Genomic DNA, 26,432 nt, shown 5'->3' on the forward strand with positions numbered 1-26,432 from the left:
CAACCACTAGAGTAATAATTGACCAGCTTTCGCCAATACCTGCGCCCCGGAGCGCGCCGTCAGGTCATAATTGTAAATATCTGTACGATATTGCGTACGTCCGTCGTCAGCGACCCAGGCGGTCAGATAATACAGGTTGACCGGAATGTGATGACGCACCGGCACATAACGGGTATCACCCTGCTTCAGCGTGCTGGAGATACGCGAATCATTCCAGCCCGCATCCTGTAACAGCAGATTAGCCAAATCAGACGCCTTGTTTACCCTGACGCAACCGGAACTCAGCGCCCTGATATCCTTCTGGAAAAGATTGTGGTTAGGCGTATCGTGCAGATAGATAGCGTCCGAGCTTGGCATATTAAATTTATAACGACCCAGCGAGTTCGTTGCCCCTGGCGCCTGACGGATACGATACGGGAACGAAGCTGCCGAAACCATCCGCCAGTCAATCATGGAAGGATCGATCACTTCAGCATCGCTGCTCCAGCCGGAAAGCAGCGTGTAGTTGTGCTTATACAGGTAGCTCGGATCCTGTTTTACCTTCGGGATAATATCTTTGCGCACCAGCGTGGTGGGTACATTCCATGGCGGATTAAGCACCACGTTGTTTAAGGCACTGCGCATGAGCGGCGTTTTACGATCCGGACGGCCCACGATAACGCGGGAATCCAGGATCTGATTGCCATTCAGATAATATTTCAGCGAGTAGTTAGCAATATTCACCATGATGCCGTTATGCATATCATCCGGCAGCAGCCTTAGCCGCTGAATGTTCAGCGCCAGCAGCGAGGCCCGCAGCTGCGGAGAAACGTTTAGCCATTCACGCGTTCTTGGCCCGATAACGCCATCGGCCTCCAGGCCCTGCCAGCGCTGAAAGCGTTTCACGCCCGCCACCAAATCTTCAGAATAGATATGGGCAGGATTACTGAGCGTACCACTTTCTACGTGGCCGGCCTGCTCCGGCGTATTCGCCTGCGGAGTTTGCTCTGCGGGAGAGGCCGAAGGGCTAACCGCGATTTCTTCATCTACGAAGGAAGCCGGGACCGGCGTAGTCGGCACCGCATCGTCATCAGGTTTTGGCGTATCGCTGCCGGGCGTCAGCATATTGGTGCGCTGCAAAATTTCTCTCAGCGCAGGCACATCGTCGCTCAGCTGCCCAGGGCGCAGGCTTTGTCTGTCGGTCAGCTGCGGCCAGGCGCGGTTGTCCGCCAGCAAATCTTTTAACGCCTGGTGCATTAAAGGATACTGTGGATGCTGCGGCGCCAAAGAGGCGACAAAAGCATGCGTGGCGCCATGCTCAATTGCCCGCTGCCACTGGTTAATCACCGATAAGGCAGGAACTTCCAGCTTGTAGGGGACATTGCTGTAAAGCCAGGTTTCGCCTTTAGCCGGCACCGTCGAAGCGAATTGCAGATAGCCAAGCATAGCGTCGGAAAGCACGACGTCTCGTTCCAAACCTGTTACCGCAGGATCGGTTAATAATTTAACCCACTGCGTGAACTGCGGCTGTACGCCGGAAATCGCGACTTCCGCCAGCTGCTGCTGAAACTGCTGCACGGCCTGGCGATCCTGCCACAGAGGCTGCATATGCTGCGTAGCATATAACGATGCCAGCGTTTTAAGATAAAAAGGCCGGTAGCCGTTAGTAAACAGCGATTGTAGCTTTACCTGCGCCTGCGAAGCGGAAACGGCGGCCGAATGCGGCATGGCCGCAGCGGCGGGTACGGCTTGCCCCAGCGCTAACGCCAGGCAGCAGGCCAGGCTAAGCTTTGCAAAATGAGTTCCTGTCAGCAACATCCCTTGCCTCCTGTAGCGGGTCTGAACGATCGACGCCTGAATAATGTTATTAGTATAGAAAAGAAAACGGCGCGCGTATGCAGCGGCGCGCCTGAGAGAGTAATTCGGCGGCACGGATTTTGCTATACGTGCCGCCGATTATTTTGTGCTGTTCGACTCAGGAGGAGAGTTCGGCAGGCTCTGCCGAAATATTGGCAGGCTCGGCCGCGAAGCCGCGCAGGCCAACCACGTGAACGTGCTCGCTGTTGTTGATAACCTTACGCACCAGCTTATAGGTCGTGCCTTTCTCCGGGCTGATATTCTCCGGCGCGGCAATAATCAGCTGCATTTCAAGGCGATCGCACAGTTCAAAAAGCGTGGCGATAGATTTGGCATCCAGACGCGCCGCCTCATCCAGGAACAGCAGGCGACAAGGCGATATATCTTTACCGCGCAGGCGGCGAGACTCTTCTTCCCAGCTTTGCACCACCATCACCAGAATCGACATCCCGGTGCCGATCGCCTCGCCCGTCGACAGCGCCCCGCTTTCCGCGCGTAGCCAGCCATCAGAACCGCGGTTAACCTCCACTTCCATAGAAAGGTAGTTGCGGTAGTCCAGCAGCTCTTCGCCGATAGTTTGCGGCGTGCGCTGTCCCATATCGATCTGCGGATTCAGGCGCTGATAGAGCTTCGCCAGCGCTTCGGAGAAGGTCAGACGCTGGCTCTTGAACAGATCCTGATGCTGTTCGTGCTGCTCTGAAAGCACGTCCAGCAGCGTGGCGTGCGTTTCCCGCACGTTGACGTTCAGCCGCACGCTGTGTACCTGACCAAAGCTGACGCTCTGCAAGCCCTGGTTCAGCTGGCGGATACGGTTCTGCTCGCGCTGGATGGTTTTGCGAATGATGTTCGCCACGCTGCGCGAGCTGATAGCCAGCATCTGCTCACGAGCGGTCAGCTCTTCGCTCAGACGGCTCAGCTCAATTTCCATCTGCTCGATCGCTTCTACCGGATCGTCCGTGCGGATAATATCCTGACGGATACGCTCGCGCAGATGCTGATAAACGGCGATAAAGAACTCAATTTTACGCTCAGGCCGCTTAGGATCTTCCGACTGGCGCAGGATATCACGCAGGTGCTCGTTATCGGCGACCGCCAGACGCAGCGCGCCCAGCGCCTTATCCGACATGGAGCGCAGCTCGTCGCCGCCCAGATAGGCCAGCTCGCGGCGATGCAGACGACGTTCGACGCCGTTATCTTTCACCATGCGCAGAACGGCGACCCAACCGGCTTTGGCGCTGACCACCTGTTCGCGGCTCTGGTGATAATCACGCTCGACGCGCTTCAGTTTTTTCTGCAGCGCGTCCATTTCCGCTTCACAGAAGGTCAGCTGTTTTTCCAGCTGGTTGCGGCGGCTGCGGTTATTGCTCAGCGCCGTATAAAGCTCGTCGCGACGCAGCCGCGCGCGCTCTTCCGCGCTGGCATCCGCCTGCACGCCGATAGCCTGCATTTCCTGCTGTAGCTCCTTCAGCATATCTCGCTTGGCATCATACGAGCTTTTCAGCGAGGCGAGCACCTGGCTGTATTGCGTCAGCTGCGCCTGATGGTTTCTCAGCTGCTCGCGCGCACGCGCACGTTCGGCCTCTGCCTGCTCAAGACGACGACGCAGCTTCTCGTTGAGGTCGCTGTTGCCGTCAAGCATTCCGGCCGAGTCCGCATAGTTGAAATGCGCGCGTCGCTGCACCACTTCGGTGATGGCGAAAGCCTGCTGACGCGCATCGCGCTGCGCCTGCTGCGCCTGCTGATAATCCAGCTTGAGCTGCTCATGCTGTTCCGGGTCGCTTTGCAGCACCGCCACCAGCGGCTCCAGCTTAGCGAGGGCGGCACCGTGCTGCTGCAGGAAGCGTGCGGCTTCCTGCGCTTCGTCCAGGCGCGCCAGCAGCTCTTCGTGACGATCCTGGAGCGTTTCGTCCAGCAGCAGGCTAACGCGCGGCATCAGTCGGTTAAGCTGAGCGACACCCTCTTTCGCCTGGTCAAACTGCTGGCGCTGCTGCTGGTTTTCGCTTTCATGTGAGCTGATGGCGCGCTCAAGCTCGCCGCGGCGGCCATTCAGCTGACGAATTTCCGCTTCCGGATCCGGCTCGAAGGCCACGCCCAGATGGCCGCCGATAAAGCGGCTGAACGCCTGATGCAGGCGCTGCGTTTTCTGCACGTCGAAGGAGAGCGTGGCGTAGCGTTCCGCCAGCGTTTCGCGCTCGGCACGCAGCAGCTCCAGCTGGTTTTCACGAGCGGCGCGGCCAAACAGCGGGACTTTCGGAAAGCGGGAATAGCGCCACTGACGATCGCCCGCTTTGACCACGACCGCTTTTTGTAACTCTTCAACATTGAAGACGCTGTCGTCGAACGACTGCGGATCCCCTTCGATCAGATAGAGATCTTCCGGGCACTCTTCCAGCCCGTCCAGCTGTTCACGCACCAGCGACAGATCCGGCACCACGATAGCGTGGCGCGCAGGGCCGTACAGCGCGGAGAAGTAAGGCGCGTCCTCAATGGTGACGTCATCATAAATTTCAGAAAGCAGCACGCCGCCGAAACGCTCGGCCAGCTGGTTCAGGCGCGCATCTTCCGATCCGCCCGGCTGGCTCAGCCGATCGATCTGGCTTTCCACCTCGCGTTTGCGGCTGGCGACTTCATCACGCTCAACGGTGGTTTCACGCTCGCGCTCCAGCAGGCGCTGCATATGCTCGGTTACCTGCTGGCCGTTTTCCAGCGCCTCGCCGGTCTGCTCGCGCAGCTGGGTTAAAATTTCCTGCGCGTTCAGCCACTGCGGCGCCTGTCGCGTCAGGCGGGCGATACGTTCACGCACTTGCTCCAGCTCCTGGCGCATCGCCAGACGTCGTTCGCCCGCGTCGGCAACGCTCTCGCCAAGCTGCTCAATGCGCGCTTCCAGCTCATACTGCAATGCTTCCAGCTCTTCTGGCGCGTACTGCTGACCGTGCTTTTTGCAGAACTCGTTCAGCAACCGCTCGGCTTCCTGCTGCTCGCGCAGCCGCTGCTCCATCTCTGAAAGACGCGAGCGCAGCGACTGGAGCTGATCGGCGTGATAGCGCTGATTGCCGGCGTCGCGTAGCAGCTCGCGGCCGGTCTGCCAGGCTTCGCTGCGGCTCACCGGCCCGGCAATACGCGTCACCAGCTCAAACGCCTGCTCGAACTGGCTGTGCGCGGCCTGCGCCACGCTCATTTTCTGCTCCAGCATCAGCAGCCTGTCCGTGGCTTCCTGCTCTTTCGCCCGGAAGGTTTCCTGCCATTCCTGAGCGTTCTCAATAGTCAGCTCGCGGATCTGGCAAATTTCCTGAGCGCGCTGTAAGGCCGCCAGCGCCTGCTGGTATTGAATAGCGCGCGTTTGCTGTACATCCAGCGCCTGCTGATAGTCGGCCAGCTGGCTTTTCAGCTCGTCCACTTCCAGCTCGGCGGCTTCCGCCCGCGCTTCGTTTTCTTCATGGACTTCGCGCGCTTCAGCGACGACCTCGTTCTGCTCTTCCAGGCGATAGGTCAGCTCGTCGATATCGCCTTCGTAACGCTCGATTTTTTCCTGCTGGCGCATGGCAGTCTGCACCAGGTTAAGGTGATCGCTGGCGCTCTGGTAATCCGTTTCCAGATCGCTTTCCGCCCCGCTATGCTCCGCCAGCTCACGCGCCATTTCCACATGGCGATACTGCTCGGCGGCCAGCTGTTTACGGCTGCTGAAAAGCTCGCTGCGCTGCAGCATGGCGCCGTCCAGGTGAACGCGTCGCTCGTTGGCATGGCGCATATAGTCGGCGGCTACGTAGCTGGTCGCTTCTGAGATAAGATGCTTAAAGAGATCGCGATCGGACTGCGTTACGCGGATCGCTTCCAGCGTCATCCGGTTTTCACGCAGCGCCGCTTCCATATCCTGGAAAGCCTTACGCACGCCGCCGTTTTCCGGCAGCAGGTAGTCACGCAGCGAGCGCGTAATGGCGCTGGAGATGCCGCCGTACAGCGACGCCTCGATCAGGCGGTAGTATTTGCTGCGATCCGCCGCAGAGCGCAGACGACGCGCCACAATGCCCAGATCGAACATCATCGAGTGGTATTCAGTAATGGAGTTGTACTGCTTAAACTGCACGCTCTCCATCGCTTCGAACTTCTCTTTCAGCTCGCTGAGCGGCAGCACGCGAGCCTGACGAGCGTTAACCGTTTCGGTCAGGATCTCCGTCGGGTTAATGGACGTCGGCAGGCCGTGAATACTGAACGGTCTGATATCCACTTTGCGGTCGCGGCCGGCGATTTGCTGCAGGCGCACGCCGACGATAACGCGCTGGTGCACCGAGTTAACCACGTCCAGCGCCGCATAGCAGACGCCCGGCTTGAGCTTGCCGTGCAGGCCTTTGTCACGCGAGCCGGAGGTCGCGCCCGCTTCCGTAGTGTTACGAAAGTGCAGCAGCGTCAGATCGGGGATCAGCGCGGTAACGAAAGCGGCCATCGTGGTCGATTTCCCCGCGCCGTTACCGCCGGACAGCGTGGTAACCAGTTCGTCAAGATCGAAGGTTCGGGCAAAAAAGCCGTTCCAGTTAACCAGCGTTAGCGAGCGAAATTTTCCGCGTTCAATCATTCTTCTTCCTCCGCCTGGCCGGCGTCGTTACCCTGCTCTTCTTCGTTCTGGCGGGCCTGGCCGCTTTCCGTAAACATTGCCTCGCCGTCTCTGATCATTCTCAGCTGCGCTTCGCGAGGATCGTCCCCGCTACGCACGTCGGCGCCAAAGCGGAACACGGATTCGGTGATGCGGAACTTGCTGCTGTCATGGCCCATAAACCACACCATGCCCAGACGACGCAGGCGGCTTAAGGAGGCGCGCATTTTTTCATGCAGCTTCTGACGGTCCAGATCCGAACCGGTTGAGCGCTGGTTTACCAGCTTAAGCAGCTTGCTTTCATCCGCCAGCGTCAGCAGTTCGTCGTACAGCTCCTGCTGGGTGAAGATGCCTTCATTGGCCAGCCGCTCGGGGCTGAGGTAAAGCCAGCACAGGACTTTGCCCACCATCATATCCAGTTCGGAAAGCACCGAGCGCGCAATCAGCGTGGTAGAGCGGGGACGCAGATAGAAAAAGCCTTCCGGCGCGCGGATAAGCTCCACGTTATAGCGCAGGTAAAACTCTTCCAGATATTCCTGGTAATCCATCAGAAAAGCATGATTGTCCAGCTCTTCAATACCGATATGGCGGCCCGCGCGCAGCTGGCTGTCGAGCGCGGGAAATAACGGGTTAGCCAGCGCCATCGCCAGCTTAACCGGCATCACTTGTTCAATATTTATCGATGACATGCGCCTGTACCTTGGCTCCGTAATCATTAATGGCCTGCCACTCGGCGGGCAGACCGGAAAAATCAGCTTCGGCGACGCCTAAACGCACGGCCTGGTCGACCACGATCCTTGCCACGTCAAAATGGCGGGCGCGGGGATATTGCGCCAGATAGTCGCGCATCACCACGCCCAGATTCAGCGGTTTTTGCTGGGCTTTATAGATGGCCAATGCCTCTTCGATCATGGCGGCCAGCTGCTCGCGAATTTCGCTCAGCTCTTCGTATTCCAGTTCGGCAGGCAGTTCGCCCATCACCTCTTCGTTACGCAGCGTCAGCTCTTCGTCACGCACGTCAAACAGGCGTTCGGCATTGGCATAGGTCAGCGCCCACGGCGCGTCGAAATAGTTTTGCAGCGACTGACGCAGGCGCTGAGCGAAGACGCGGTTTTTATCCATATCAATCGCGGTACGGATAAATTTATGCACGTGGCGGTCGTAGCCAATCCAGAGATCGATGGCCTGCTGGCCCCAGCTGATAATGCGGTCAAGCTTGTTTTGCAGATCGAACACCAGCTTGTCGATAAAGCCGAGGTCGGGACTGCCCAGAGTGGCGTCCTGGATCCGCAGCAGGTTAGCCTGCAGCTTGTCGCCTGCGGCTTCCAGCGTATCCTGCAGTTCGCGCAGCGTGCCGGAGGTTTCATTCAGCAGCATCTCGCAGCTTTCAATCGCCGCGCGCCAGTCTTTGTTGAGCAGCTGCGCGATATCGTCTTTCACCGCCTGCTGCTGCTCATCCATAATGCGCTGGGTGATATCAATGCTGTCAAAAATCTCGGCAACGGAATATTTTAGCGGCGCGAAGACGTTGCGGTGCCAGTGAAAGTCATCGCCGTCTTCATCCGCCGCATCCGCCGCGCGCTTCAGTTCGCTTGCCACGATAGAAAGCTGCATGGAGAGCCGCAGCGTAGAAAACTCACGCTGGCGAATGTAGTAATCGGTGATGCCGATCGCGAGCGGCGTCAGGCGGTAAATGGCCTGCCCTTCAGCCTGTTCGCTGGTAAAGCGATTAAGCAAACGCTGCCGCACCATGTCGTTGATAGCGTTGTTGGCGCGGACGCTGACGGTTTCGCTGGTCTGTTCAAATCCTTCGCTGACGTGACGGAAGGCGTCCGTAAGTTCGCCTTCGCTCATCTCGCCATCCATGCGCTCGCCGTTAAGCGTGGCGACCGCCAGCAAAAAAGCCAGACGTTCGGTAGGCAACGAGACGGAAAAATCATTTTTTCGCGCCCAGGCAACCAGCTCCGGTACTGTCTGGGAAAATTCACTCATGCTTCGTCCTTTATGGGCTTCCGCGCTGTTACGTGGATATAGCGACCCAAACTTAAAAATGGCTCCTGGCGGCAAAAGCGCTTTTCCAGCGCCAGGATCTCGTCAAATCGTTCTGTTTGCTTGTGCTTATCGCGCATATAGTCGTGAAAAACGCGCACGCCGGCTTTGCTTTCGACGGTGAAGCCGATCTCCGCCAGCCAGCGATAGACCTGCTCCGGGTCGCGCGGATAGTCCGGCGACAGGGTTTTACGTTTGCGCTTGCGCAAATCGGCCTGCATATAGCCAAAGTTGCCCAGCACCAGCGTCTGCATCATCAGCCCGTTGAGGTTGTAAAACATCAGCGAGAGCACGCCGCCGGGCGCCAGCGTATCGTAAAGCGCGGCCAGCACCGCTTCCGGCTCGGCAACCCATTCAAGCACAGCGTGAAACAATACCAGATCGACAGGCTGAACCAAATGCTGACCGACTTCCTGCGCGCTGATTTGTCTGAATTCCATGTGGTCGCTCACACCTTGCTCGCTGGCGTTAAGGCGCGCGCGCTGCAGCATTTCTTCGGATAAATCGCACAGCAGAACCTGATGGCCAAGGCTCGCCAGCCCACAGCTGATTTGGCCTTCGCCGCCGCCCGCATCCAGCACGCTCAGCGGCCTTTGTGGCAGCGTCGCCAGAATCGCCTCCAGCTCCTGCCAGGCGATGGCCTGGCGAATACGGCCTTTGGTGGTGCCGTAGATATTCTGCGAAAATTTTTCCGCAATATCATCAAAGTTGCGATCCTGCATAAGCGGGCTCCGGGCTGGGCAAAAGGGTGAATCCGGCGGCTATTTTGGCATACACTGAGGGAGAATGAACCTTTCCGTCACTGCTTCGCTTTCGGGTGGCGTTTTTTCGGACAAAAGGAAGCTGTTTTTATGCTTTTTACGCTTAAAAAAGCGATTGGCGGCCTGCTGATGCCCTTGCCGCTGCTGCTGTTAGTGATGGCGGTCGGACTTTTTCTGCTCTGGCGCAGCCGCTGGCAAAAAACCGGGAAAATTATACTCTCTTCTGCCTGGCTAATCTTGTTATTGATCAGCCTTCAGCCTGTTGCTGATAGCCTGCTGTCCCCTGTTGAGAACCGTTTCGCTACGTGGCAGGAGAGCCGGAAGGTGGACTACGTTGTGGTGCTGGGCGGCGGCTATACGTGGAATCCGCAGTGGGCGCCGGGATCGAATATGATCGGCAACAGTTTGCCAAGGCTGGTGGAAGGGATCCGTTTGTGGCGTGAAAATCCAGGATCGACGCTGATCTTTACCGGCGCGGCCGCGCAGAACAATCCCGTCAGCTCGGCGGAAGTCACGGCCAGAGTGGCGCAGTCATTGGGCGTACCGCGCAGCGCCATTATTACGCTGGATAAGCCGCGCGATACGAGCCAGGAAGCGCGGGAGGTGGCTAAAGTGGTTGGCCGCCGCCCTTTCCTGCTGGTGACCTCCGCCTCGCATCTGCCGCGCGCCATGCTGTTTTTTCAGCAGCAGGGGCTGGATCCGCTGCCCGCGCCGGCTAATCAGCTGGCTATCGCTTCGCCGCTGAACGCGTGGGAGAAAGCCATTCCCTCCTCGCTGTGGCTTGGTCACAGCGAGCGCGCCATCTATGAGACGCTGGGACGACTCTGGCAAAAGATAACGTCGCCTTCACTCAAGCCAGGGCAGCAGGGAGCGAGCGGCTAAATCGAAGCGGGCGCGGTTGAAACGGCCGGTATGGATCAGCCGATCCGCTTCTTCCCACAGCATATAGAGCCAGCGTCTGGCGATAAATCCTTCCGCGACGGGCGCCTGTTGCAGATAGCGGAACAGCAGCGCTTCCGCCGGGCCTTCCTCACTCAGGCGAAACAGCTCGTATTCACGCGGCGCCCAGAGCGTTCTGCCGGGATTGATCATTGACAGCAGCTGGTCGCTCCAGGCCTCCTTCAGCATATTGCTGAGCGACAGGTTGCCGTGCACCAGCACGCAGGGATCGTCGAAGTCGTCAAAAAGCGCGCAGAGGTTCTGGCGACAGCGAAAGAGAAAACGGTGATCTTCCATCGTCAGCCGCTCCGGGCGCATATAGCTCAGCGTTGACCACCACACCTCAACCCGCTGTTTATACCAGGCGGGCCAGTTATTCTCCTGCGTGCTGTCTACCGTACCGACCAGACCGTGGCTGTCGATGCGATGCCAGGCCAGCAGCGCGGCGACGATCTGATCCTGCAGCTGCTGCCAGCGAGCCGGCGTGCGGGTGGGCGCTTCGACCGAAACGCCGCCCATGCGCTCAATCAGCAGGATCTCATGCTGCGGCGGCAGCTGGCTGACGATCAGCCCGTATACCGTCGGCATACGCACGGTGCTTTCGCGCGCCAGCATCGACAGCTTATAGGCTTCCTGCGAGGCGATTCCTTTGGTATTGAAGTATTTTGCCATCAGCGGCAGAGAATGGCCTTTCCCATCGTAAAGCGAGTAGAGGCTGGCATAAGGCTGTTCGCTGATGCATTCGAGACGGCTTAGCGTCTCACCCAGCACTATCGAAAGTTCTGAACGAAGATGTTCCATCTGCTGCTCCTGATCGCAAGCGAAGTCGGATTGCCGTTTTTTTCCTGGTAATAGCAAGAAGCAGAGAACCAGGGCCGCTGCCGGCCCTGAAAATAGTTACTGCATGGCTGCCCGCACGCGTTCCAGATCTTCCGGTGTATCAACACCCGCGCCCGGAACGGCCTGCGCCACGTCAACATGGATTTTTTCGCCGTACCACAGTACCCGCAGCTGTTCGAGCAGCTCAATCTGCTCCAGCGGGCTGGTCTGCCAGCTGACATAGCGGCGGATAAAGCCGGCACGATAGCCGTAAATGCCGATATGGCGCAGAAAATGATCGCCAATCGCCTGCTGCGAAACGGCAAACCGCTCGCGGTCCCACGGGATGGTCGCGCGCGAAAAATAGAGCGCGTTGCCCTGCGCATCCCTGACCACCTTCACGGCGTTAGGGTTAAACGCTTCTTCCGCTGACTCGATTGGTACCGCCAGCGTCGCCATACCTACGCTGCTTTTCGCCAGATTATCCGCTACCTGCCGGATGATGACCGGCGGGATCATCGGCTCATCGCCCTGCACGTTGACGATCACCGTCTCGTCAGGGAAACGGTATTTCTCAATCACCTCGGCCAGCCTTTCCGTGCCGGACTGATGATCGGCTCGCGTCATGCAAACTTCGCCGCCCGCTGCTTCTACAGCACGCGCGACGTCATTATTATCCGTAGCGACAATCACGCGCTCGGCTCCTGATTCACGCGCGCGTTCCATAACATGCACGATCATCGGCTTGCCGTGGATATCGACCAGCGGTTTTCCGGGCAGCCTGGTGGAAGCGTAGCGCGCCGGAATAATTGCGACGAAACTCATGGATGCGTCTCTTCCAGCGTCAGCGAGCGCGCTTCCGTTTCAAGCAGAACGGGGATGCCGTCACGCACCGGATAAGCCAGCCCGTCAGGCTTGCAGATAAGTTCCTGACGATCTTTATTGTAATACAGCTTACCGTGACAAACCGGGCAAGCAACGATTTCAAGCAAACGATGATCCATGGTGTCTCCCTGGTGGATCCGATCAGACAGAACATTAGAATATCATAGCTCGCGGTTGAGCGGTTAACCTCCCCGTCGGCTTAAAGCGCCCATTCTTTTGGCCAGATCGCGGCCAGTTCCGCAGGCAGGTTTAGCAGATGTACTTTTTGCGCGCCCTGCCAGCGGGCAAAACGGCTGATGGCCTGCTGAAGATCGGTCAGCAGCCCGGCGGTGATCCTCACGCCCGGCTCCAGCCACAGTTGCTTGATCAGCAAAACTTTTTCTTTGCGCTGCATTTTGGCATCCAGCCGCCCTTTTAGCGCGCCGCGATGCAGTATCGGCAAAACAAAGTAGCCATACTGCCGCTTCGCTTCCGGCGTATAGCACTCCAGACGATAGGAGAAGTTAAACAGTTCCAGCGCCCGCTTGCGATCCCACACCACCGGATCGAAAGGCGACAGCAGCGCAGTATGCGTGGCCTGGCTTTTTTGCTCCAGCATCGGCAGCTGTGAGTGATGGAGATAGCACTGCCCTAACGTTTCGACCTCCACCGGCACTACCGTGCCCGTCTCAATCCACATTGCCAGCTGCTCTTTTACCGGCGCACGCTTCAGCCGATAGTAATCTGCCAGCCACTCGGCCCGGAAAAGCCCCAGACTTTGCGCGCTGTTGTACAACATTTGCCTGACCGCCTCTTTCTCTTCCAGCGCGTGCAGCGCATCATCCCATTTCGGCAGCACCCGCTGACGAAGGTCATAAACCCGCTGGAAATTACGCCGTTCGACCACCATCAATTCCCCGGCGGTAAATAAGTTTTCCAGATGGCGCTTGTGCGGTTTCCACGCCCACCAGCCGGACTGCTGGCCCGGCGGCGCGGCGAAGTCGGCCGATCTTACCGGCCCGTGATCTTTGATATGCGCCAGCAGCTGCGCGACCTCCTGCTGCCGCGTCTCTGCCCATGCGCCGTTATATTTCCAGCCCATAGCCTGCGGCGAAAGCATACGGTGGCGCAGCAGCGGATAATCCTCAGCAGGAATAAAACAGGCCTCATGCGCCCAGTATTCAAACAGTCTGCCGCTGGCCAACGCCTCTTCCAGCCACGCGGACGGATAGTCGCCAAGTCGGCTGAACAGCACCAGATAAGGGCTGCGGGCGACTACATGGATAGTGTCGATTTGCAGCAGAGACATTTGCCGCACGCAATTAAGCAGATCGGTAAATCGCGCTTTGCGCTGCGGCGGACGAAGCAGCCCCTGAGCGGCAAGATGAATATGGCGGGCCTGAATTAGTGAGAGAGAAATCGACATAATGCACCTGTATTCACATAGTGCATTCAGTTTAGCGAGTTATTTTTGCGTAAGGGCAATAATGCGGTTCAGCAGCGCGTCAGCCCGATCCGTCGGCAGCGCCGCGTCCACCGGCAGATACCACCAGTTAGCCGCGGCAAAGCGGCTGGCTTTAACCGCATCCTTCTCCGTCATCAGCAGCGCCTGGTGTGCAGTCGCCAGCGGGGCCAGCTGCGCCTCGCTGTAGGCCTGGTGATCGGCGAAAGAGACTTCCTTAATCGGGATAACGCCCAGCTGACGCAGCGTGGCAAAAAAACGCGGCGGATGACCGATACCTGCCATAGCGACCACGTCGCCAAGCGATGCCGCAGGGCGGGTTTCGCCGGTTTGCAGATTGACAGCAAGGCCGGGCGTCAGGCGCATCGCTGTTTCATCAGCCAGCGCCGCGCCGCCGTTAGTAATGACCGCGTCCACCGTTTGCAGGCGTGATGCCCGCTCGCGCATTGGACCGGCCGGCAGCCACCAGCCGTTGCCAAATCGACGCTGACCATCAATAACGACTATTTCAAAATCTCTGGCCAGCGCGTAATGCTGCAGGCCGTCGTCGGTGATAATAATATCCACCTCGCCCTGCGCCAGCAGCGCCTGCACGGCGTCTTTACGGCGGGGTGAAACGGCCACCGCCGCGCCGGTGCGGCGATAGATCAGTATCGGTTCATCACCCGCCTCGCTAGTGGTCGTATTGCCATCAAGCACCAGCGGATAAGCTTCCGCTTTACCGCCGTAGCCTCTGGATACCACGCCGGGGCGCAGACCACGCTGCTGCAGTGCCTGCACCAGCCAAATCACCACCGGCGTTTTGCCGTTGCCGCCAGCCGTCAGATTCCCGACCACGACCACGGGCACCGGCGCGCGCCAGGCCTTTCGCCAGCCCTGACGATAGCTAAAGCGGATCAGGCTGGTGATCAGCCCGTACAGCCAGCTGAATGGCAGCAGCAGCCGCCAGAGGCCGGACCGACCGCTCCAGAGGCGCTCAATCATTGACCAAACTGCATTTTATGAAGCTGAGCATAGGCACCCTGGCGCGCTAACAGCTCGGTATGGCTGCCGCGCTCCACGATATGGCCATCCTCAACCACAACGATTTCATCTGCCTTTTCAATAGTGGAGAGGCGATGCGCAATAACCAGCGAGGTACGGTTTTTTTGCAGCTCATCCAGCGCTGACTGAATAGCGCGCTCCGACTCGGTATCCAGCGCGGAAGTAGCCTCATCCAGGATCAGGATCGGACAGTCACGCAGCAGCGCGCGGGCAATGGCAATACGCTGGCGCTGGCCGCCGGAAAGCAGCACGCCATTTTCACCGATGACCGTATCCAGGCCGTTATCCATTTTACTGATAAAGTCCATAGCGTGCGCCATCGTTGCCGCTTTTTCGATATCTTCCCGGCTGTACTGCTCGTTGCGGGCGTAGGCGATATTATTGGCTACCGTGTCGTTAAACAGATGCACGTTTTGCGAGACTAAAGCGACCTGATTTCGCAGCGAGCTGAGCGTATATTCACGCAGATCGTGACCATCCATCAGAATTTCGCCCTGCTGGATATCGTAAAAACGCGTCATCAGGCTGGCAATCGTGGATTTACCCGATCCAGACCGTCCCACCAGCGCAACGGTTTTGCCCTCCGGGATCGCCAGGTTGATATTATGCAGCGCAGGCGTTTCGCGTCCCGGATAGGTAAAGGTCACATTGCGGAACTCCACATCGCCGCGAGCGCGCTCAATCACGCGCGTGCCCGTATCAACTTCCTGCTCGCTGTCGAGAATGGAGAAAAGCGTCTGGCAGGCGGCCATGCCGCGCTGGAACTGGGCGTTAACGTTCGTCAGCGATTTTAGCGGGCGCATCAAACCAAACATAGAGGTAAAGACGACGGTAATCGTGCCCGGTGTCAGCGTTGCCATTACGCTTGGGAAGCTGGCAGCATACAGAACAAAAGCCAGCGCCAGCGAAGCGATAAGCTGAATAATAGGATCGGACACGGAAGAAGCGGAAACCAGTTTCATCCCCTGCTGACGCATCCGATTGCTGACGCGGTCAAAACGCTGGGTTTCGATTTGCTGTCCGCCAAAGATCAGCACTTCTTTATGCCCTTTCAGCATCTGTTCTGCGCTGGTGGTCACCTGGCCCATGGTGTTTTGCATGCTTTTGCTGATATTACGAAAGCGTTTTGACACCATACGGATTGCAAAGGAGACGACCGGCGCCAGCAGGATCAGGATTAGCGACAGCTGCCAGCTGTAGTAAAACATCATAATAAACAGGCCGATAATGGATGCGCCTTCGCGCACTACCGTTACCAGCGCGCTGGAAGACGATGAGGCGACCTGTTCGGAATCATAAGTAATGCGCGACAGCAACGTGCCGGTAGATTGCTGATCGAAGAAAGCGACCGGCATCCCCATCATATGGCTGAAAAGACGCCGACGCATCGACATCACCACATTCCCCGATACCCAGGAGATGCAGTAGCTTGAGATATAGCTTGATATGCCGCGTACCAGCATCAGGCCGATAACGGCGAGGGGCATCCAGACCAGTACGGAGGAGTCCGCTTTACCAAAACCATCGTCCAGCAGCGGCTTAAGTAAGGACATCATCAGCACGTCGCCCGCTGCGTTAATAATAAGAGCAACGGAGGAGACGGCCAGCCCCGGTTTAAAGGGTTTGATCATCGGCCAGAGGCGTCGAAAGGTCTGCCAGGTGGAGAGATCTTTGTCCTGATGCATGTGTTAACCAGCTTCCAATTGAAATAGCCGCTCATTCTAACTGGAATAACGTGTTACGCCAAACCACTGATGGTACCAACGGGGCATTATTTGCGCTCTTAAGCTTAAAACACGCCAGTTATCCTTAGAAAATTCTACGCTGATTTGCCCTGCCACAGCCGTGTCGTACCAGCTGTAATTGTTCTTCAGATAGCGGGTAATTACCCTTTCCGCCGGTAGCTTCCAGACGCTATAGCGGGCAGCGGAAGCCAGCGCGGCCTGGCCAGCCACCCTTCGCAGCAGGGGCGGCGAAGACGACGTTCCACTACCGTGATGCGGCACCTGTAATAGATCCGCCCGTAACGCTTCGCCATAGCGCCTGACAAGCTGTAGCTCTGCGGGCGTCTCAATATCCCCGGTCAGCAAAACCCGCCATTTACCATCCGTCACCATTACGACGCAGGACTGATTATTACCGTGCTCTTTCTGCGGTCGCTCCGGCCAGAGAACCTGAAAATTTAACGTCTGCCAGCGCCAGTTTTGGCCCTGATAGCAGGGTAAATGTCCCGATACGCCCAAATCGCTGTGGATTTTCGCTGCGGGAAACGCCTTGTGCAGGCTTTCCAGGCCGCCGATATGGTCGAGATGGCCGTGGCTTAAGATAATGTGTTGTAGGCTTATGCCCTGCCAGCGAAGCCAGGGAATAATCTGGCTTGAGGCCGCGTCGCCCCCTGCCCATCTGTTGCCGGTATCATACACAACCGCATTTCCCCGCTGCGAAATTACTACGGCCAGTCCATGACCGATATCCAGCATATCCATACGCCACTCTGGCTGCCTGACGTGCAGCCGCCAGCACAGCAGCGCCAGACATAAGCTGGCCAGCGTAAAAGGGGAACTTCGCCACCAGTGAAAGCGCCAGGCAAAGAGCAGCAGCAGGCACACGGGACTGAGCCATAATGCCTGCTGGCTGACGGTAAGCCAGCCGTCGGGCAGCTGCCGTAAGGGATAAAAAACCAGCGCCAATGAGCGATCCGCCGCCCACCAGAGCAGCTGGCTTAGCGATGCGACAGGCAGCGATAAAACGGCGCCAAGGATCAGCGGTACCGTAAGCAACGTGACCAGCGGCACTGCCCACAGGTTAGCCAGCAGCGCGCTGACGCTCACGCCGTGAAAAATAAAGATCTGTAGCGGCATCAATAATAAAAACAGCCCGGTCTGTAAGTGCAGCAGCTGTAACGGCAGCCAGCGTTTTTTCCCGATAAAGCGTCCGGAAAGCGGAAACCATTGATACCAGAGAAGTAACCCGGCGACGGCAACAGCTGACAACCATAAGCTGTCCGACAAAATGCTTAAGGGATCGAAAAACAAAATAGCACCGATACACAGCCGCCAAACCTGCCAGCCGCTACAGTTACGCCCCTTCAGGCGCAGCAGGCTCCAGCTAAGCAGCGCCACTATCGCCCGCAGCGCCGGAGGGCTTCCGCCGGAAAGCCAGCAGTAGATCAGCGCCAGCGCGATGCCGCTAAACAGGGGAAAACGATACTCTATCCAGCTGGCGCGGAAGCAAGGCTGGAAAATTCGCGCTATCAGCCAGCCTACGCTCGCAGCCAGGCCTATATGCATGCCTGAAATCGCCATCAAATGCGCCGTCCCGGTCTCCCTCAGCAACGCTTTTGTCTCGCTGCTTAGTTCGCTACGTTCACCAAACGTCAACGCCAGGATAACGCTATGCCAGGGCAAGGCGGCGAAATAGTCACGACTTTTCTGCATGACTTTTTCACGCCAGCCACAGCGGCTGTCGACAATCTGCCATGTCAGCGCCCTGCCCGTCAGCGACGTGCTGACAGCCAGCGCGAAACGTTGCGCATCGAAGCCGCCCTCGTTAAGGCGCGCATGCACGGGCCGCAGCCTGAGCTTCATACGCCAATGCTGGCCCGGACAAAACGTTTGGGTACCCGGTATAGCGATCAGGGCGTAAACAGGTGGAAAAAGACGTTTCTCCGCCACGCTTTCAATGCGTATTTTGACGCGTTGCGACTGCGGCTGTAGCTGTTCAATGCCCACTACGGCTTCAACAGGAGCCGCTGAGAGAAAGGCGGTTTGTTGTAGAAGCGTTTTTGCCGGGATAACGGCCCAGATAAAAAGCAGCAGAACCAGGGCACTTTCTCTTAACCAGCGCTGTCGGGTTATCAACAGGAGCGCAATCAGCCCCAGCAAAAGCTGGATGGCGGCTGTATCAGGCAGCGCCCGCAACCAACAAAGCGGCAGCGCTGCGATAATCATCCACAGCGAGAGTCGGCTAAGGCTATAGGACATAATGCTACCTCCGTTACGCATGACGGAAGTCTGACGGGGTTTCATTACGGGCGCAGCCAGCATTTCTCAGTCTTCAGAAACGTAGCGCAACATTTTTATCAGGTTGCAGAAAGCAATACAGGGTTTGCGAGGAGGCTCTGGTTAATCCACTATCGGACTGGATCCAGCTATGCTGCAGGCAAAAAAAAACGACACCGAAGTGTCGTTTTATTGCGTGGTAATGCGAAACCTTAGCCGTAGATATTCGCGCGATCGCGTAATTCCTTGCCCGGTTTGAAGTGCGGAACGTATTTACCTTCCAGCTCAACCTTGTCACCCGTTTTAGGGTTACGACCGGTACGGGGAGCACGATAGTGCAAAGAAAAACTGCCGAAGCCCCGGATTTCGATGCGTTCGCCCTGGGCCAGCGTAGTGGCCATGTGCTCAAGCATCTCTTTTACCGCATCCTCAACGACTTTCGCCGGAATATGAGAGTGCTGGCCAGCAAGTCTTTCAATCAGTTCTGACTTGGTCATAAATCCTCCGGTTAATCCCTGTTGGAAAAGGCTTTGGCAATCACGGCTGGTTCAGGGCAGCTTAAGCCGCCCTGATGCAAGCGCAATTACTCGCCTTTAGCTGCTTTAAATGCTTCAGCCATAGCGTTAGAGAAGTTGCCTTCTTCCTGTTTGGTGTTAACAGTATTGATAGCTTCTTTCTCGTCAGCCTGGTCTTTAGCACGAACAGACAGGCTCACTACGCGGTTTTTGCGATCCACGCCAGTGAACTTAGCTTCAACGTCGTCGCCAACGTTCAGAACCAGCGTAGCATCTTCTACACGGTCGATTGAAGCTTCAGAAGCGCGCAGGTAACCCTCAACGCCGTCTGCCAGTTCAACTGTAGCACCTTTAGCGTCAACTGCAGTGACTTTACCGTTAACAATGGCACCTTTCTTGTTCAGAGAGATGTAGTTGTTGAACGGATCTTCTGCCAGCTGCTTAACGCCCAGGGAGATACGCTCGCGCTCTGCGTCAACCTGCAGAACCACAGCAGCGATTTCGTCGCCTTTCTTGTATTCACGAACTGCTTCTTCTCCGGTAGCGTTCCAGGAGATGTCAGACAGGTGAACCAGGCCGTCGATGCCGCCGTCCAGGCCGATGAAGATACCGAAGTCAGTGATTGACTTGATTTTACCTTCAACGCGGTCGCCCTTGTTGTGGGTTTCTGCGAACTGCTGCCATGGGTTAGATTTGCACTGCTTCAGACCCAGGGAGATACGACGACGTTCTTCGTCGATGTCCAGAACCATAACTTCAACAACATCGCCCACGTTAACAACTTTAGACGGATGAATGTTTTTGTTGGTCCAGTCCATTTCTGAAACGTGCACCAGGCCTTCAACGCCTTCTTCGATTTCAACGAAGCAGCCGTAGTCGGTCAGGTTGGTTACACGACCAGTCAGGCGGGTGCCTTCCGGGTAACGCTTAGCGATTGCGACCCATGGATCTTCGCCCAGCTGTTTCAGACCCAGAGAAACACGGGTACGTTCGCGGTCGAACTTCAGCACTTTAACAGTGATTTCGTCGCCAACGTTGACAATTTCGCTTGGGTGCTTAACGCGTTTCCAGGCCATGTCAGTGATGTGCAGCAGGCCGTCAACGCCGCCCAGATCAACGAATGCACCGTAGTCAGTGAGGTTCTTAACGATACCTTTAACTTCCATGCCTTCCTGCAGGTTTTCCAGCAGCTGATCGCGCTCTGCGCTGTTTTCGGATTCGATAACCGCACGACGTGAAACCACCACGTTGTTACGTTTCTGATCCAGCTTGATTACTTTGAATTCAAGCTCTTTGCCTTCCAGGTGCAGCGTGTCGCGTACTGGACGAACATCAACCAGGGAACCTGGCAGGAACGCACGAATACCGTTCAGCTCAACTGTGAAGCCACCTTTCACTTTGCCGTTGATAACACCGGTAACAGTTTCAGCATCTTCGTAAGCTTTTTCCAGCGTGATCCAGGCTTCATGACGCTTAGCTTTCTCACGGGACAGCAGGGTTTCACCGAAGCCGTCTTCCACTGCGTCCAGAGCAACGTCAACTTCGTCGCCTACCTGGATTTCCAGTTCGCCGGCTGCGTTCTTGAACTGCTCTGCAGGAATTGCAGATTCAGATTTCAGACCCGCATCAACCAGAACTACGTCTTTGTCGATAGAGACAACAACGCCACGAACGATGGAACCCGGGCGGGTTTCGATTGTTTTTAAGGATTCTTCAAATAGTTGAGCAAAAGATTCAGTCATATTGATAATCTTCAGGATTCTTCAATTTAACGTCCACCTGACATCCTGCCGGGTGGGGTTGTTTCACATGCCCTGTGATATCCATATCAAAGGGTTAAAAAAATCGGTTCTGCGATGCTACTGCGGCAGAGAAAGTTTTTCGCGCGCATAATTCAGAGCAGTTTCAATCACCTGCTCGATTGACATGCTGGTTGAATCCAGCACTAACGCGTCTTCTGCCGGTCTTAACGGTGCGATAGCACGGTTGCGATCGCGATCGTCACGCTCTTTTATCTCAGATAAAAGGCGTTCAAAGTTAACACTAAAGCCCTTCTCCTGCAACTGTAGCATACGGCGATGCGCACGCTCTTCAGGGCTGGCATCCAGAAAAATCTTTACCTGGGCGTCCGGAAAAACCACCGTACCCATATCTCTTCCGTCCGCAATAAGGCCTGGCGCTTCCCGGAATCCCCGCTGACGGCGCAGCAGCGCTTCACGTACGCGCGGGAAAGCGGCGACTTTCGAGGCCGTATTGCTGACATCCTGAGTGCGAATTTCGCTTGAGACGTTTTCGCCCTCAAGGATGACTTCCATCTCGCCATCGCTGGGCACAAAGCGAACATCCAGATGCGCCGCGATAGGGACCAGCGCCTCTTCAGAAGTCATGTCTACCTGATGGTGTAACGCGGCCAGCGCCAGCACGCGATAAATAGCGCCTGAATCCAACAGATGCCAGTTTAATGCCTCAGCCATTGCCTTGCACAAGGTCCCTTTACCGGCTCCGCCTGGACCATCAATGGTGATCACCTGGGCTATAGGCGTCATGTCGTTCTCCTGTTGGTGGAATGCCTGCTTAACCTGCTCAGGCAAATAACGCCGCATATTATACGCTGCTCTACTGACGATCGTTACCCCTTAAGCGTAGACGGGCTGAAATTAATCGAGAACCGCAAAAGGATTTCCCAGGCAACCAATGCCAGGAGCGTGAAGCAGATCGCAACCCGCTGCACAGGTATGCAGCGGGGGCGTTCGTTATGCCGGCTGGCTGAGACGTGCAAACTGCTCGAAATAATCCGGGAAGGTCTTGGCCGTGCATTTCGGATCGAGAATGGTCACTGGCGTAGCAGACAAGGCCACCAGCGAGAAGCACATCGCCATACGGTGATCGTTGTAAGTGCCGATTTCAGCATACTGAATAGTTTCAGGCGGCGTGATGCGAATATAGTCATGCCCTTCTTCGACTTCAGCACCAACTTTACGCAGCTCGGTCGCCATTGCCGCAAGACGATCGGTTTCTTTCACGCGCCAGTTGTAGATATTACGCATTACCGTAGTGCCTTTGGCAAACAGTGCCGCCGTGGCGATAGTCATCGCCGCGTCCGGAATATGGTTCATATCCAGATCGATAGCGTTCAGTTCGCCGCGCGTGCAGGCGATATAGTCGTCGCCCCATTCAATAACCGCGCCCATTTTTTCCAGCACGTCGGCAAAATGAATGTCGCCCTGCATACTTTTTCGACCGATACCGGTGACTTTAACCGTACCGCCTTTGACTGCGGCCGCTGCGAGGAAATAGGAGGCGGAAGAGGCATCGCCTTCCACCAGATAATCGCCTGGCGAGGTATAGTTCTGATTGCCCCTGATACGAAATACAGCGTAATTATCGTTTTCTACCGTGACGCCAAAGGTCTGCATCAGGTTCAGGGTAATATCGATATAAGGTTTTGAAACCAGCTCGCCCTTAATGGCAATGGTCGTGTTTTGTGGAGCCAGCGGCGCGGTCATCAGCAGCGCGGTCAGGAACTGGCTGGAGACGCTACCGTCGACGGCCACTTCGCCCCCGCTGAAGCCGCCTTTGATATGCAGCGGCGGATAATCCGTCTGTTCAAGATAGTCGATCTGCGCGCCGCCCTGGCGCAACGCATCGACCAGATGACCAATCGGACGTTCTTTCATCCGCGGCTCTCCGGTCAGCACAATATCGTTAGAACCCAGGCAAAGCGCGGCGGCCAGCGGGCGCATCGCCGTCCCGGCATTGCCTAAAAAAAGCTCCAGCGGCTGCGTCGACTGCAGAGGGCCGCCCTGACCAGTCACTTCACACTCTGTGCGGTCTTCAGAAAGCGTAAAGCTTACGCCCAGCGCTTTTAGCGCGTTCAGCATATGACGCACGTCATCACTGTCCAGAAGGTTGGTCAGACGAGTAGTGCCTTTTGCCAGCGCAGCGAGCAGCAAAGCGCGATTTGAGACGCTTTTGGAACCAGGTAGGTTAACGGTACCTTCTACTCGCGCGACGGGTTGTAAAGTCAGGGATTCCTGCATGTGAGACTTCTTCTCCAGATAAAATGCAACAAAACCCCGCACCGGGCGAGGTTTTACTATCAAAACCGTACCGGCTAATTAACCGTGACGACGTTCAAAATCAGTCATAAATTCGGTTAGCGCTTTAACGCCTGCCAGCGGCATAGCATTGTAAATTGAAGCGCGCATTCCGCCTACGGCACGATGACCTTTTAACGCATGCAGGCCAGCCGCGAATGATTCTTCGAGGAAAACCTTATCCAACGCTGCATCAGCCAGCTGGAAAGGCACATTCATGCGCGAGCGGTTAGCGTGAGCCACATCGTTACGGTAAAAATCACTGTTATCAATGATACCGTAAAGCAGATCGGCTTTAGCCTGATTCCGCTTGTCCATTTCCGCTACGCCGCCCTGTTCTTTCAGCCATTTAAAGACCAGGCCGGAAAGATACCATGCAAAAGTCGGCGGCGTGTTAAACATGGAGTCGTTTTCGTTTAATACCGTGTAATCCAGGATTGACGGCAGCGCTTTCTGGGCTTTGCCCAGCAGATCTTCACGTACGACCACCAGCGTCAGGCCAGCTGGCCCAATGTTCTTCTGCGCACCGGCATAAAGGACGCCATAGCGGTTGATATCCAACGGACGGGAAAGAATAGTGGAAGAGAGATCGGCTACGGCAATCTTATCGCCGAAGTCCGGCTCTTCATTAATAGCAACACCGTCAATGGTTTCGTTTGGACAATAGTGAACATAGGCTGCTTTATCTGAAAGCGCCCACTGGCTCATAGGCGTAATAGCGCGCAGCCCGTCAACGGTTGTTTTCACGTCAATGACGTTAGGCGTACAGTATTTTTCCGCCTCTTTAATCGCGCTGTGCGCCCAGTAGCCGCCGTCGGCATAGTCTGCCGTACTCTGGCTGCCCAACAGGTTCATCGGAACGGCAGCAAACTGCGCGCGCGCGCCGCCGTGGCAGAATAATACTTTGTAATTTGAGGGGATTTTCAGCAGATCGCGAAAATCTTTTTCCGCTTCCACGGCCACCTGCGTAAACTCCTTGCTGCGGTGGCTGATCTCCATCACGGAAGTTCCTGAACCCTGCCAGTTGCAGAGTTCCTGTTCGGCACGACGTAGCACTTCTACCGGCAGCATTGCTGGACCGGAGCTAAAATTGAAAACCTGGCTCATTTCCCCTCACCACTTTCAGATCAATCGATTTCGAGTCTGCTACCGGTTTTATCATTGCCACCCTGGCGCTGCAATGTTTAATCGGGTCAGCCGACCAGTTATGCGGCCTGCGCCGCAACAGCTTGTAGCGTGAAATATAGTGACCACGATATTTTGTGAGGCGTCTTCCGGTTAGCTTTTTTTATGGCCGATCTGCGCAGGCAAAAATGCCACAATAGCCGGGTAAAACAGTTCGTCGGATAGCGAATGGCCGGGAAACCCCGTATCATGGCGCGTTTTCAGCACAACCCAAAAACGAGTGGGCACTATGACGCAAACTTATATTCCAGGCAAAGACGCCGCACTGGAAGATTCCATCGCACGCTTTCAGCAAAAATTACAGGATCTTGGCTTCCATATTGAAGAGGCCTCCTGGCTGAATCCGGTTCCTCATGTCTGGTCGGTCCATATTCGCGACCGCGACTGCCCGCTCTGCTTCACCAACGGAAAAGGCGCCAGCAAAAAAGCGGCGCTGGCTTCGGCACTGGGTGAATATTTTGAGCGTCTGTCGACCAACTATTTCTTTGCTGATTTTTGGTTAGGTAACGCGATCGCCAACGGCGATTTCGTGCATTATCCTGACGAAAAATGGTTTCCGCTGCCGGATGACGACAGCCTGCCGGAAGGCATTCTCGATGCGCGACTGAAGGCGTTTTACGATCCTGAGCAGGCGCTTAGCGCCAGCGATTTGATCGATCTGCAGTCCGGCAATGCCGCACGCGGCATCTGCGGCCTGCCGTTTACGCGTCAGTCCGATGGGCAAACGGTTTATATTCCGATGAATATCATCGGTAACCTCTACGTCTCTAACGGCATGTCGGCAGGCAACACGGCCAACGAAGCGCGCGTTCAGGGCCTTTCTGAAGTCTTCGAGCGCTATATCAAAAACCGCATTATCGCCGAATCTATCAGTCTGCCGTCCATCCCGCAGGAGGTGCTTAACCGCTATCCGGGCGTAGTGGAGTCCATTGCTAAACTGGAAGCCGAAGGCTTCCCAATCTTCGCTTACGACGCTTCACTGGGCGGCAACTATCCGGTTATTTGCGTGGTGCTCTTCAACCCGCAAAACGGTACCTGTTTTGCTTCATTCGGCGCGCATCCTGATTTTGGCGTGGCGCTGGAGCGTACCGTGACAGAACTGCTGCAGGGACGCGGGCTGAAAGATTTGGATGTCTTTACGCCGCCAACCTTTGATGATGAAGAAGTCGCCGAGCACGCTAATCTGGAAACGCACTTTATCGATTCCAGCGGTCTGATCTCCTGGGATATGTTCAAGGACGAGGCGGATTATCCTTTTGTCGACTGGAGCTTCGCAGGCACCACGCAGGAAGAATTCGCCACGCTGATGGCCATCTTTAAAGCGGAAGATAAAGAAGTCTATATTGCTGACTATCAGCATCTGGACGTGTATGCCTGCCGTATCATTGTGCCAGGCATGTCAGATATCTATCCTGCGGAAGATTTGCTGCTGGCTAATAACAGCATGGGCGCTTACCTGCGCGATACGCTGTTATCACTGCCCGACAGCCAATGGGAAAAAGAGGATTACCTGGCGCTGATTGAACGCCTGGACGAAGACGGCCATGACGACTTTACCCGCGTACGCGAGCTGCTGGGCCTGGCAACAGGCAAAGACAACGGCTGGTACACGCTGCGTATCGGCGAGCTGAAAGCGATGCTGGCCCTGGCAGGCGGCGATATCGATCAGGCGCTGATCTGGACGGAATGGACTATGGAGTTTAATGCCTCCCTGTTTTCACCCGCCCGCGCCAACTACTATCGCTGTCTGCAAACGCTGCTGCTGTTGAGCCTTGAGGATGAACGCGATCCTGTGCAATATCATACTGCTTTCGTACGTATGTATGGACAGGAAGCCGTAGACGCGGCATCTGCCGCCATTAGCGGTGAAGCGCCTTTCTACGGGTTGCAGAGCGTGGATGAAGAGCTGCTGGCCTTCCCGGCTCATCAGTCGCTGCTGGCTGCCTATGAAAAGCTGCAGCAGGCGAAACGCCGTTACTGGAAATAATATTTTTGGCCCGCTCGACAAAAGCGGGCCTTTTATCAGGGCCAGTTTTAACGCTAATTAATCCATTAATTTTTCTTAAGGTTAATAAAAAGTAGTTTATTTATTTCCAGGTATTAAAAAATTTATTTATTCGGGATCTATTTTATTGCAGTTGTTAACCAGAAAAGCAGATGCTATTTAAAAAATAATAGATAAATTAAAATAAATTTTAACTAATAAAATCAATAAATTAACCCACCTTACACGCCTTTTTTTTAACTCGTTCCGACAATGTCCGGCGTCAAT

General features: G+C 56.1%; 19 protein-coding genes. 2 read left to right on the forward strand and 17 right to left on the reverse strand.

What is annotated here, in order from left to right; translation table 11 throughout:
• Nucleotides 1-6: 6 nt before the first annotated feature.
• From ldtD to cmoM, 5 genes are all read right to left on the reverse strand, one after another.
• Nucleotides 7-1,797, reverse strand: a complete 1,791-nt coding sequence (gene ldtD / locus QCD69_RS04860; RefSeq protein WP_301251209.1) for a L,D-transpeptidase — start codon at nucleotides 1,795-1,797, stop codon at nucleotides 7-9.
• Nucleotides 1,798-1,954: 157 nt separating this feature from the next.
• Complete coding sequence (mukB, locus tag QCD69_RS04865) at nucleotides 1,955-6,406, reverse strand: chromosome partition protein MukB (protein ID WP_301251210.1); 4,452 nt, start codon at nucleotides 6,404-6,406, stop codon at nucleotides 1,955-1,957.
• A complete protein-coding gene (gene mukE, locus QCD69_RS04870; protein WP_125288712.1) occupies nucleotides 6,403-7,113 on the reverse strand; it encodes a chromosome partition protein MukE in 711 nt (236 codons plus the stop codon). The genes mukB and mukE overlap by 4 nt, the downstream gene beginning before the upstream one ends.
• Nucleotides 7,094-8,416 carry a chromosome partition protein MukF gene (gene mukF / locus QCD69_RS04875; RefSeq protein WP_125288713.1) on the reverse strand — a complete coding sequence of 441 codons (1,323 nt, stop codon included), beginning with the start codon at nucleotides 8,414-8,416 and terminating at the stop codon, nucleotides 7,094-7,096. The genes mukE and mukF overlap by 20 nt, the downstream gene beginning before the upstream one ends.
• On the reverse strand, nucleotides 8,413-9,195 hold the full coding sequence (cmoM, locus tag QCD69_RS04880) for a tRNA uridine 5-oxyacetic acid(34) methyltransferase CmoM (protein ID WP_301251211.1): 783 nt from the start codon (nucleotides 9,193-9,195) through the stop codon (nucleotides 8,413-8,415). The genes mukF and cmoM overlap by 4 nt, the downstream gene beginning before the upstream one ends.
• Nucleotides 9,196-9,324: 129 nt before the next feature.
• On the opposite strand from cmoM, the gene elyC reads away from it, so the two are divergent.
• Nucleotides 9,325-10,116 (forward strand): envelope biogenesis factor ElyC, encoded by a 792-nt coding sequence (elyC, locus tag QCD69_RS04885; protein WP_253454700.1) that lies wholly within the window; start codon nucleotides 9,325-9,327, stop codon nucleotides 10,114-10,116.
• On the opposite strand, the gene QCD69_RS04890 is transcribed toward elyC, so the two are convergent.
• The 12 genes from QCD69_RS04890 to serC all read right to left on the reverse strand — a co-directional run bounded on the left by QCD69_RS04890 (nucleotide 10,081) and on the right by serC (nucleotide 24,082).
• Complete coding sequence (locus tag QCD69_RS04890; RefSeq protein WP_301251212.1) at nucleotides 10,081-10,974, reverse strand: YcbJ family phosphotransferase; 894 nt, start codon at nucleotides 10,972-10,974, stop codon at nucleotides 10,081-10,083. The two genes, elyC and QCD69_RS04890, sit on opposite strands and share 36 nt — an antisense overlap.
• Before the next feature lie 96 nt (nucleotides 10,975-11,070).
• Nucleotides 11,071-11,817: a 3-deoxy-manno-octulosonate cytidylyltransferase gene (kdsB, locus tag QCD69_RS04895; RefSeq protein ID WP_253454703.1), complete on the reverse strand. Its 747-nt coding sequence runs from the start codon at nucleotides 11,815-11,817 to the stop codon at nucleotides 11,071-11,073.
• A complete protein-coding gene (locus QCD69_RS04900; protein WP_125288718.1) occupies nucleotides 11,814-11,996 on the reverse strand; it encodes a Trm112 family protein in 183 nt (60 codons plus the stop codon). The genes kdsB and QCD69_RS04900 overlap by 4 nt, the downstream gene beginning before the upstream one ends.
• An 80-nt stretch (nucleotides 11,997-12,076) precedes the next feature.
• Nucleotides 12,077-13,282 (reverse strand): winged helix-turn-helix domain-containing protein, encoded by a 1,206-nt coding sequence (locus QCD69_RS04905; protein WP_301251213.1) that lies wholly within the window; start codon nucleotides 13,280-13,282, stop codon nucleotides 12,077-12,079.
• A 39-nt stretch (nucleotides 13,283-13,321) separates the two neighbouring features.
• Complete coding sequence (lpxK, locus tag QCD69_RS04910; RefSeq protein WP_253454707.1) at nucleotides 13,322-14,302, reverse strand: tetraacyldisaccharide 4'-kinase; 981 nt, start codon at nucleotides 14,300-14,302, stop codon at nucleotides 13,322-13,324.
• Nucleotides 14,299-16,047, reverse strand: coding sequence for a lipid A ABC transporter ATP-binding protein/permease MsbA (msbA, locus tag QCD69_RS04915; RefSeq protein WP_253454708.1), 1,749 nt, complete (start codon nucleotides 16,045-16,047; stop codon nucleotides 14,299-14,301). Before msbA ends, lpxK begins: the two co-directional genes overlap by 4 nt.
• A 36-nt stretch (nucleotides 16,048-16,083) precedes the next feature.
• Entirely contained in the window at nucleotides 16,084-18,345 is a 2,262-nt protein-coding gene (locus QCD69_RS04920; RefSeq protein WP_301251214.1) for a ComEC family protein, read from the reverse strand.
• A 230-nt stretch (nucleotides 18,346-18,575) separates the two neighbouring features.
• Entirely contained in the window at nucleotides 18,576-18,860 is a 285-nt protein-coding gene (ihfB, locus tag QCD69_RS04925) for an integration host factor subunit beta (RefSeq protein WP_013201528.1), read from the reverse strand.
• A gap of 86 nt (nucleotides 18,861-18,946) precedes the next feature.
• Nucleotides 18,947-20,620 carry a 30S ribosomal protein S1 gene (gene rpsA / locus QCD69_RS04930; RefSeq protein WP_125288723.1) on the reverse strand — a complete coding sequence of 558 codons (1,674 nt, stop codon included), beginning with the start codon at nucleotides 20,618-20,620 and terminating at the stop codon, nucleotides 18,947-18,949.
• Between the two features lie 117 nt (nucleotides 20,621-20,737).
• Complete coding sequence (gene cmk / locus QCD69_RS04935) at nucleotides 20,738-21,424, reverse strand: (d)CMP kinase (protein WP_125288724.1); 687 nt, start codon at nucleotides 21,422-21,424, stop codon at nucleotides 20,738-20,740.
• A gap of 207 nt (nucleotides 21,425-21,631) precedes the next feature.
• Complete coding sequence (aroA, locus tag QCD69_RS04940) at nucleotides 21,632-22,918, reverse strand: 3-phosphoshikimate 1-carboxyvinyltransferase (protein WP_253454711.1); 1,287 nt, start codon at nucleotides 22,916-22,918, stop codon at nucleotides 21,632-21,634.
• A gap of 78 nt (nucleotides 22,919-22,996) precedes the next feature.
• Nucleotides 22,997-24,082, reverse strand: coding sequence for a 3-phosphoserine/phosphohydroxythreonine transaminase (gene serC / locus QCD69_RS04945; RefSeq protein ID WP_125288726.1), 1,086 nt, complete (start codon nucleotides 24,080-24,082; stop codon nucleotides 22,997-22,999).
• A gap of 307 nt (nucleotides 24,083-24,389) precedes the next feature.
• Between serC and ycaO the strand changes: the two genes are divergently transcribed.
• Nucleotides 24,390-26,147, forward strand: a complete 1,758-nt coding sequence (gene ycaO, locus QCD69_RS04950) for a 30S ribosomal protein S12 methylthiotransferase accessory factor YcaO (RefSeq protein ID WP_301251219.1) — start codon at nucleotides 24,390-24,392, stop codon at nucleotides 26,145-26,147.
• The last annotated feature ends 285 nt before the right edge of the window (nucleotides 26,148-26,432 follow it).

It is taken from the genome of Erwinia sp. PsM31 (assembly GCF_030433775.1).
GTDB classification, from domain to species: domain Bacteria; phylum Pseudomonadota; class Gammaproteobacteria; order Enterobacterales; family Enterobacteriaceae; genus Erwinia; species Erwinia aeris.

What these genes read in the sequence shown, in the direction of transcription:
- ldtD (WP_301251209.1), bottom strand. Translation starts at nt 1,797, where the DNA reads ATGTTGCTGACAGGAACTCATTTTGCAAAGCTTAGCCTGGCCTGCTGC.
- mukB (WP_301251210.1), bottom strand. Translation starts at nt 6,406, where the DNA reads ATGATTGAACGCGGAAAATTTCGCTCGCTAACGCTGGTTAACTGGAAC.
- mukE (WP_125288712.1), bottom strand. Translation starts at nt 7,113, where the DNA reads ATGTCATCGATAAATATTGAACAAGTGATGCCGGTTAAGCTGGCGATG.
- mukF (WP_125288713.1), bottom strand. Translation starts at nt 8,416, where the DNA reads ATGAGTGAATTTTCCCAGACAGTACCGGAGCTGGTTGCCTGGGCGCGA.
- cmoM (WP_301251211.1), bottom strand. Translation starts at nt 9,195, where the DNA reads ATGCAGGATCGCAACTTTGATGATATTGCGGAAAAATTTTCGCAGAAT.
- elyC (WP_253454700.1), top strand. Translation starts at nt 9,325, where the DNA reads ATGCTTTTTACGCTTAAAAAAGCGATTGGCGGCCTGCTGATGCCCTTG.
- QCD69_RS04890 (WP_301251212.1), bottom strand. Translation starts at nt 10,974, where the DNA reads ATGGAACATCTTCGTTCAGAACTTTCGATAGTGCTGGGTGAGACGCTA.
- kdsB (WP_253454703.1), bottom strand. Translation starts at nt 11,817, where the DNA reads ATGAGTTTCGTCGCAATTATTCCGGCGCGCTACGCTTCCACCAGGCTG.
- QCD69_RS04900 (WP_125288718.1), bottom strand. Translation starts at nt 11,996, where the DNA reads ATGGATCATCGTTTGCTTGAAATCGTTGCTTGCCCGGTTTGTCACGGT.
- QCD69_RS04905 (WP_301251213.1), bottom strand. Translation starts at nt 13,282, where the DNA reads ATGTCGATTTCTCTCTCACTAATTCAGGCCCGCCATATTCATCTTGCC.
- lpxK (WP_253454707.1), bottom strand. Translation starts at nt 14,302, where the DNA reads ATGATTGAGCGCCTCTGGAGCGGTCGGTCCGGCCTCTGGCGGCTGCTG.
- msbA (WP_253454708.1), bottom strand. Translation starts at nt 16,047, where the DNA reads ATGCATCAGGACAAAGATCTCTCCACCTGGCAGACCTTTCGACGCCTC.
- QCD69_RS04920 (WP_301251214.1), bottom strand. Translation starts at nt 18,345, where the DNA reads ATGTCCTATAGCCTTAGCCGACTCTCGCTGTGGATGATTATCGCAGCG.
- ihfB (WP_013201528.1), bottom strand. Translation starts at nt 18,860, where the DNA reads ATGACCAAGTCAGAACTGATTGAAAGACTTGCTGGCCAGCACTCTCAT.
- rpsA (WP_125288723.1), bottom strand. Translation starts at nt 20,620, where the DNA reads ATGACTGAATCTTTTGCTCAACTATTTGAAGAATCCTTAAAAACAATC.
- cmk (WP_125288724.1), bottom strand. Translation starts at nt 21,424, where the DNA reads ATGACGCCTATAGCCCAGGTGATCACCATTGATGGTCCAGGCGGAGCC.
- aroA (WP_253454711.1), bottom strand. Translation starts at nt 22,918, where the DNA reads ATGCAGGAATCCCTGACTTTACAACCCGTCGCGCGAGTAGAAGGTACC.
- serC (WP_125288726.1), bottom strand. Translation starts at nt 24,082, where the DNA reads ATGAGCCAGGTTTTCAATTTTAGCTCCGGTCCAGCAATGCTGCCGGTA.
- ycaO (WP_301251219.1), top strand. Translation starts at nt 24,390, where the DNA reads ATGACGCAAACTTATATTCCAGGCAAAGACGCCGCACTGGAAGATTCC.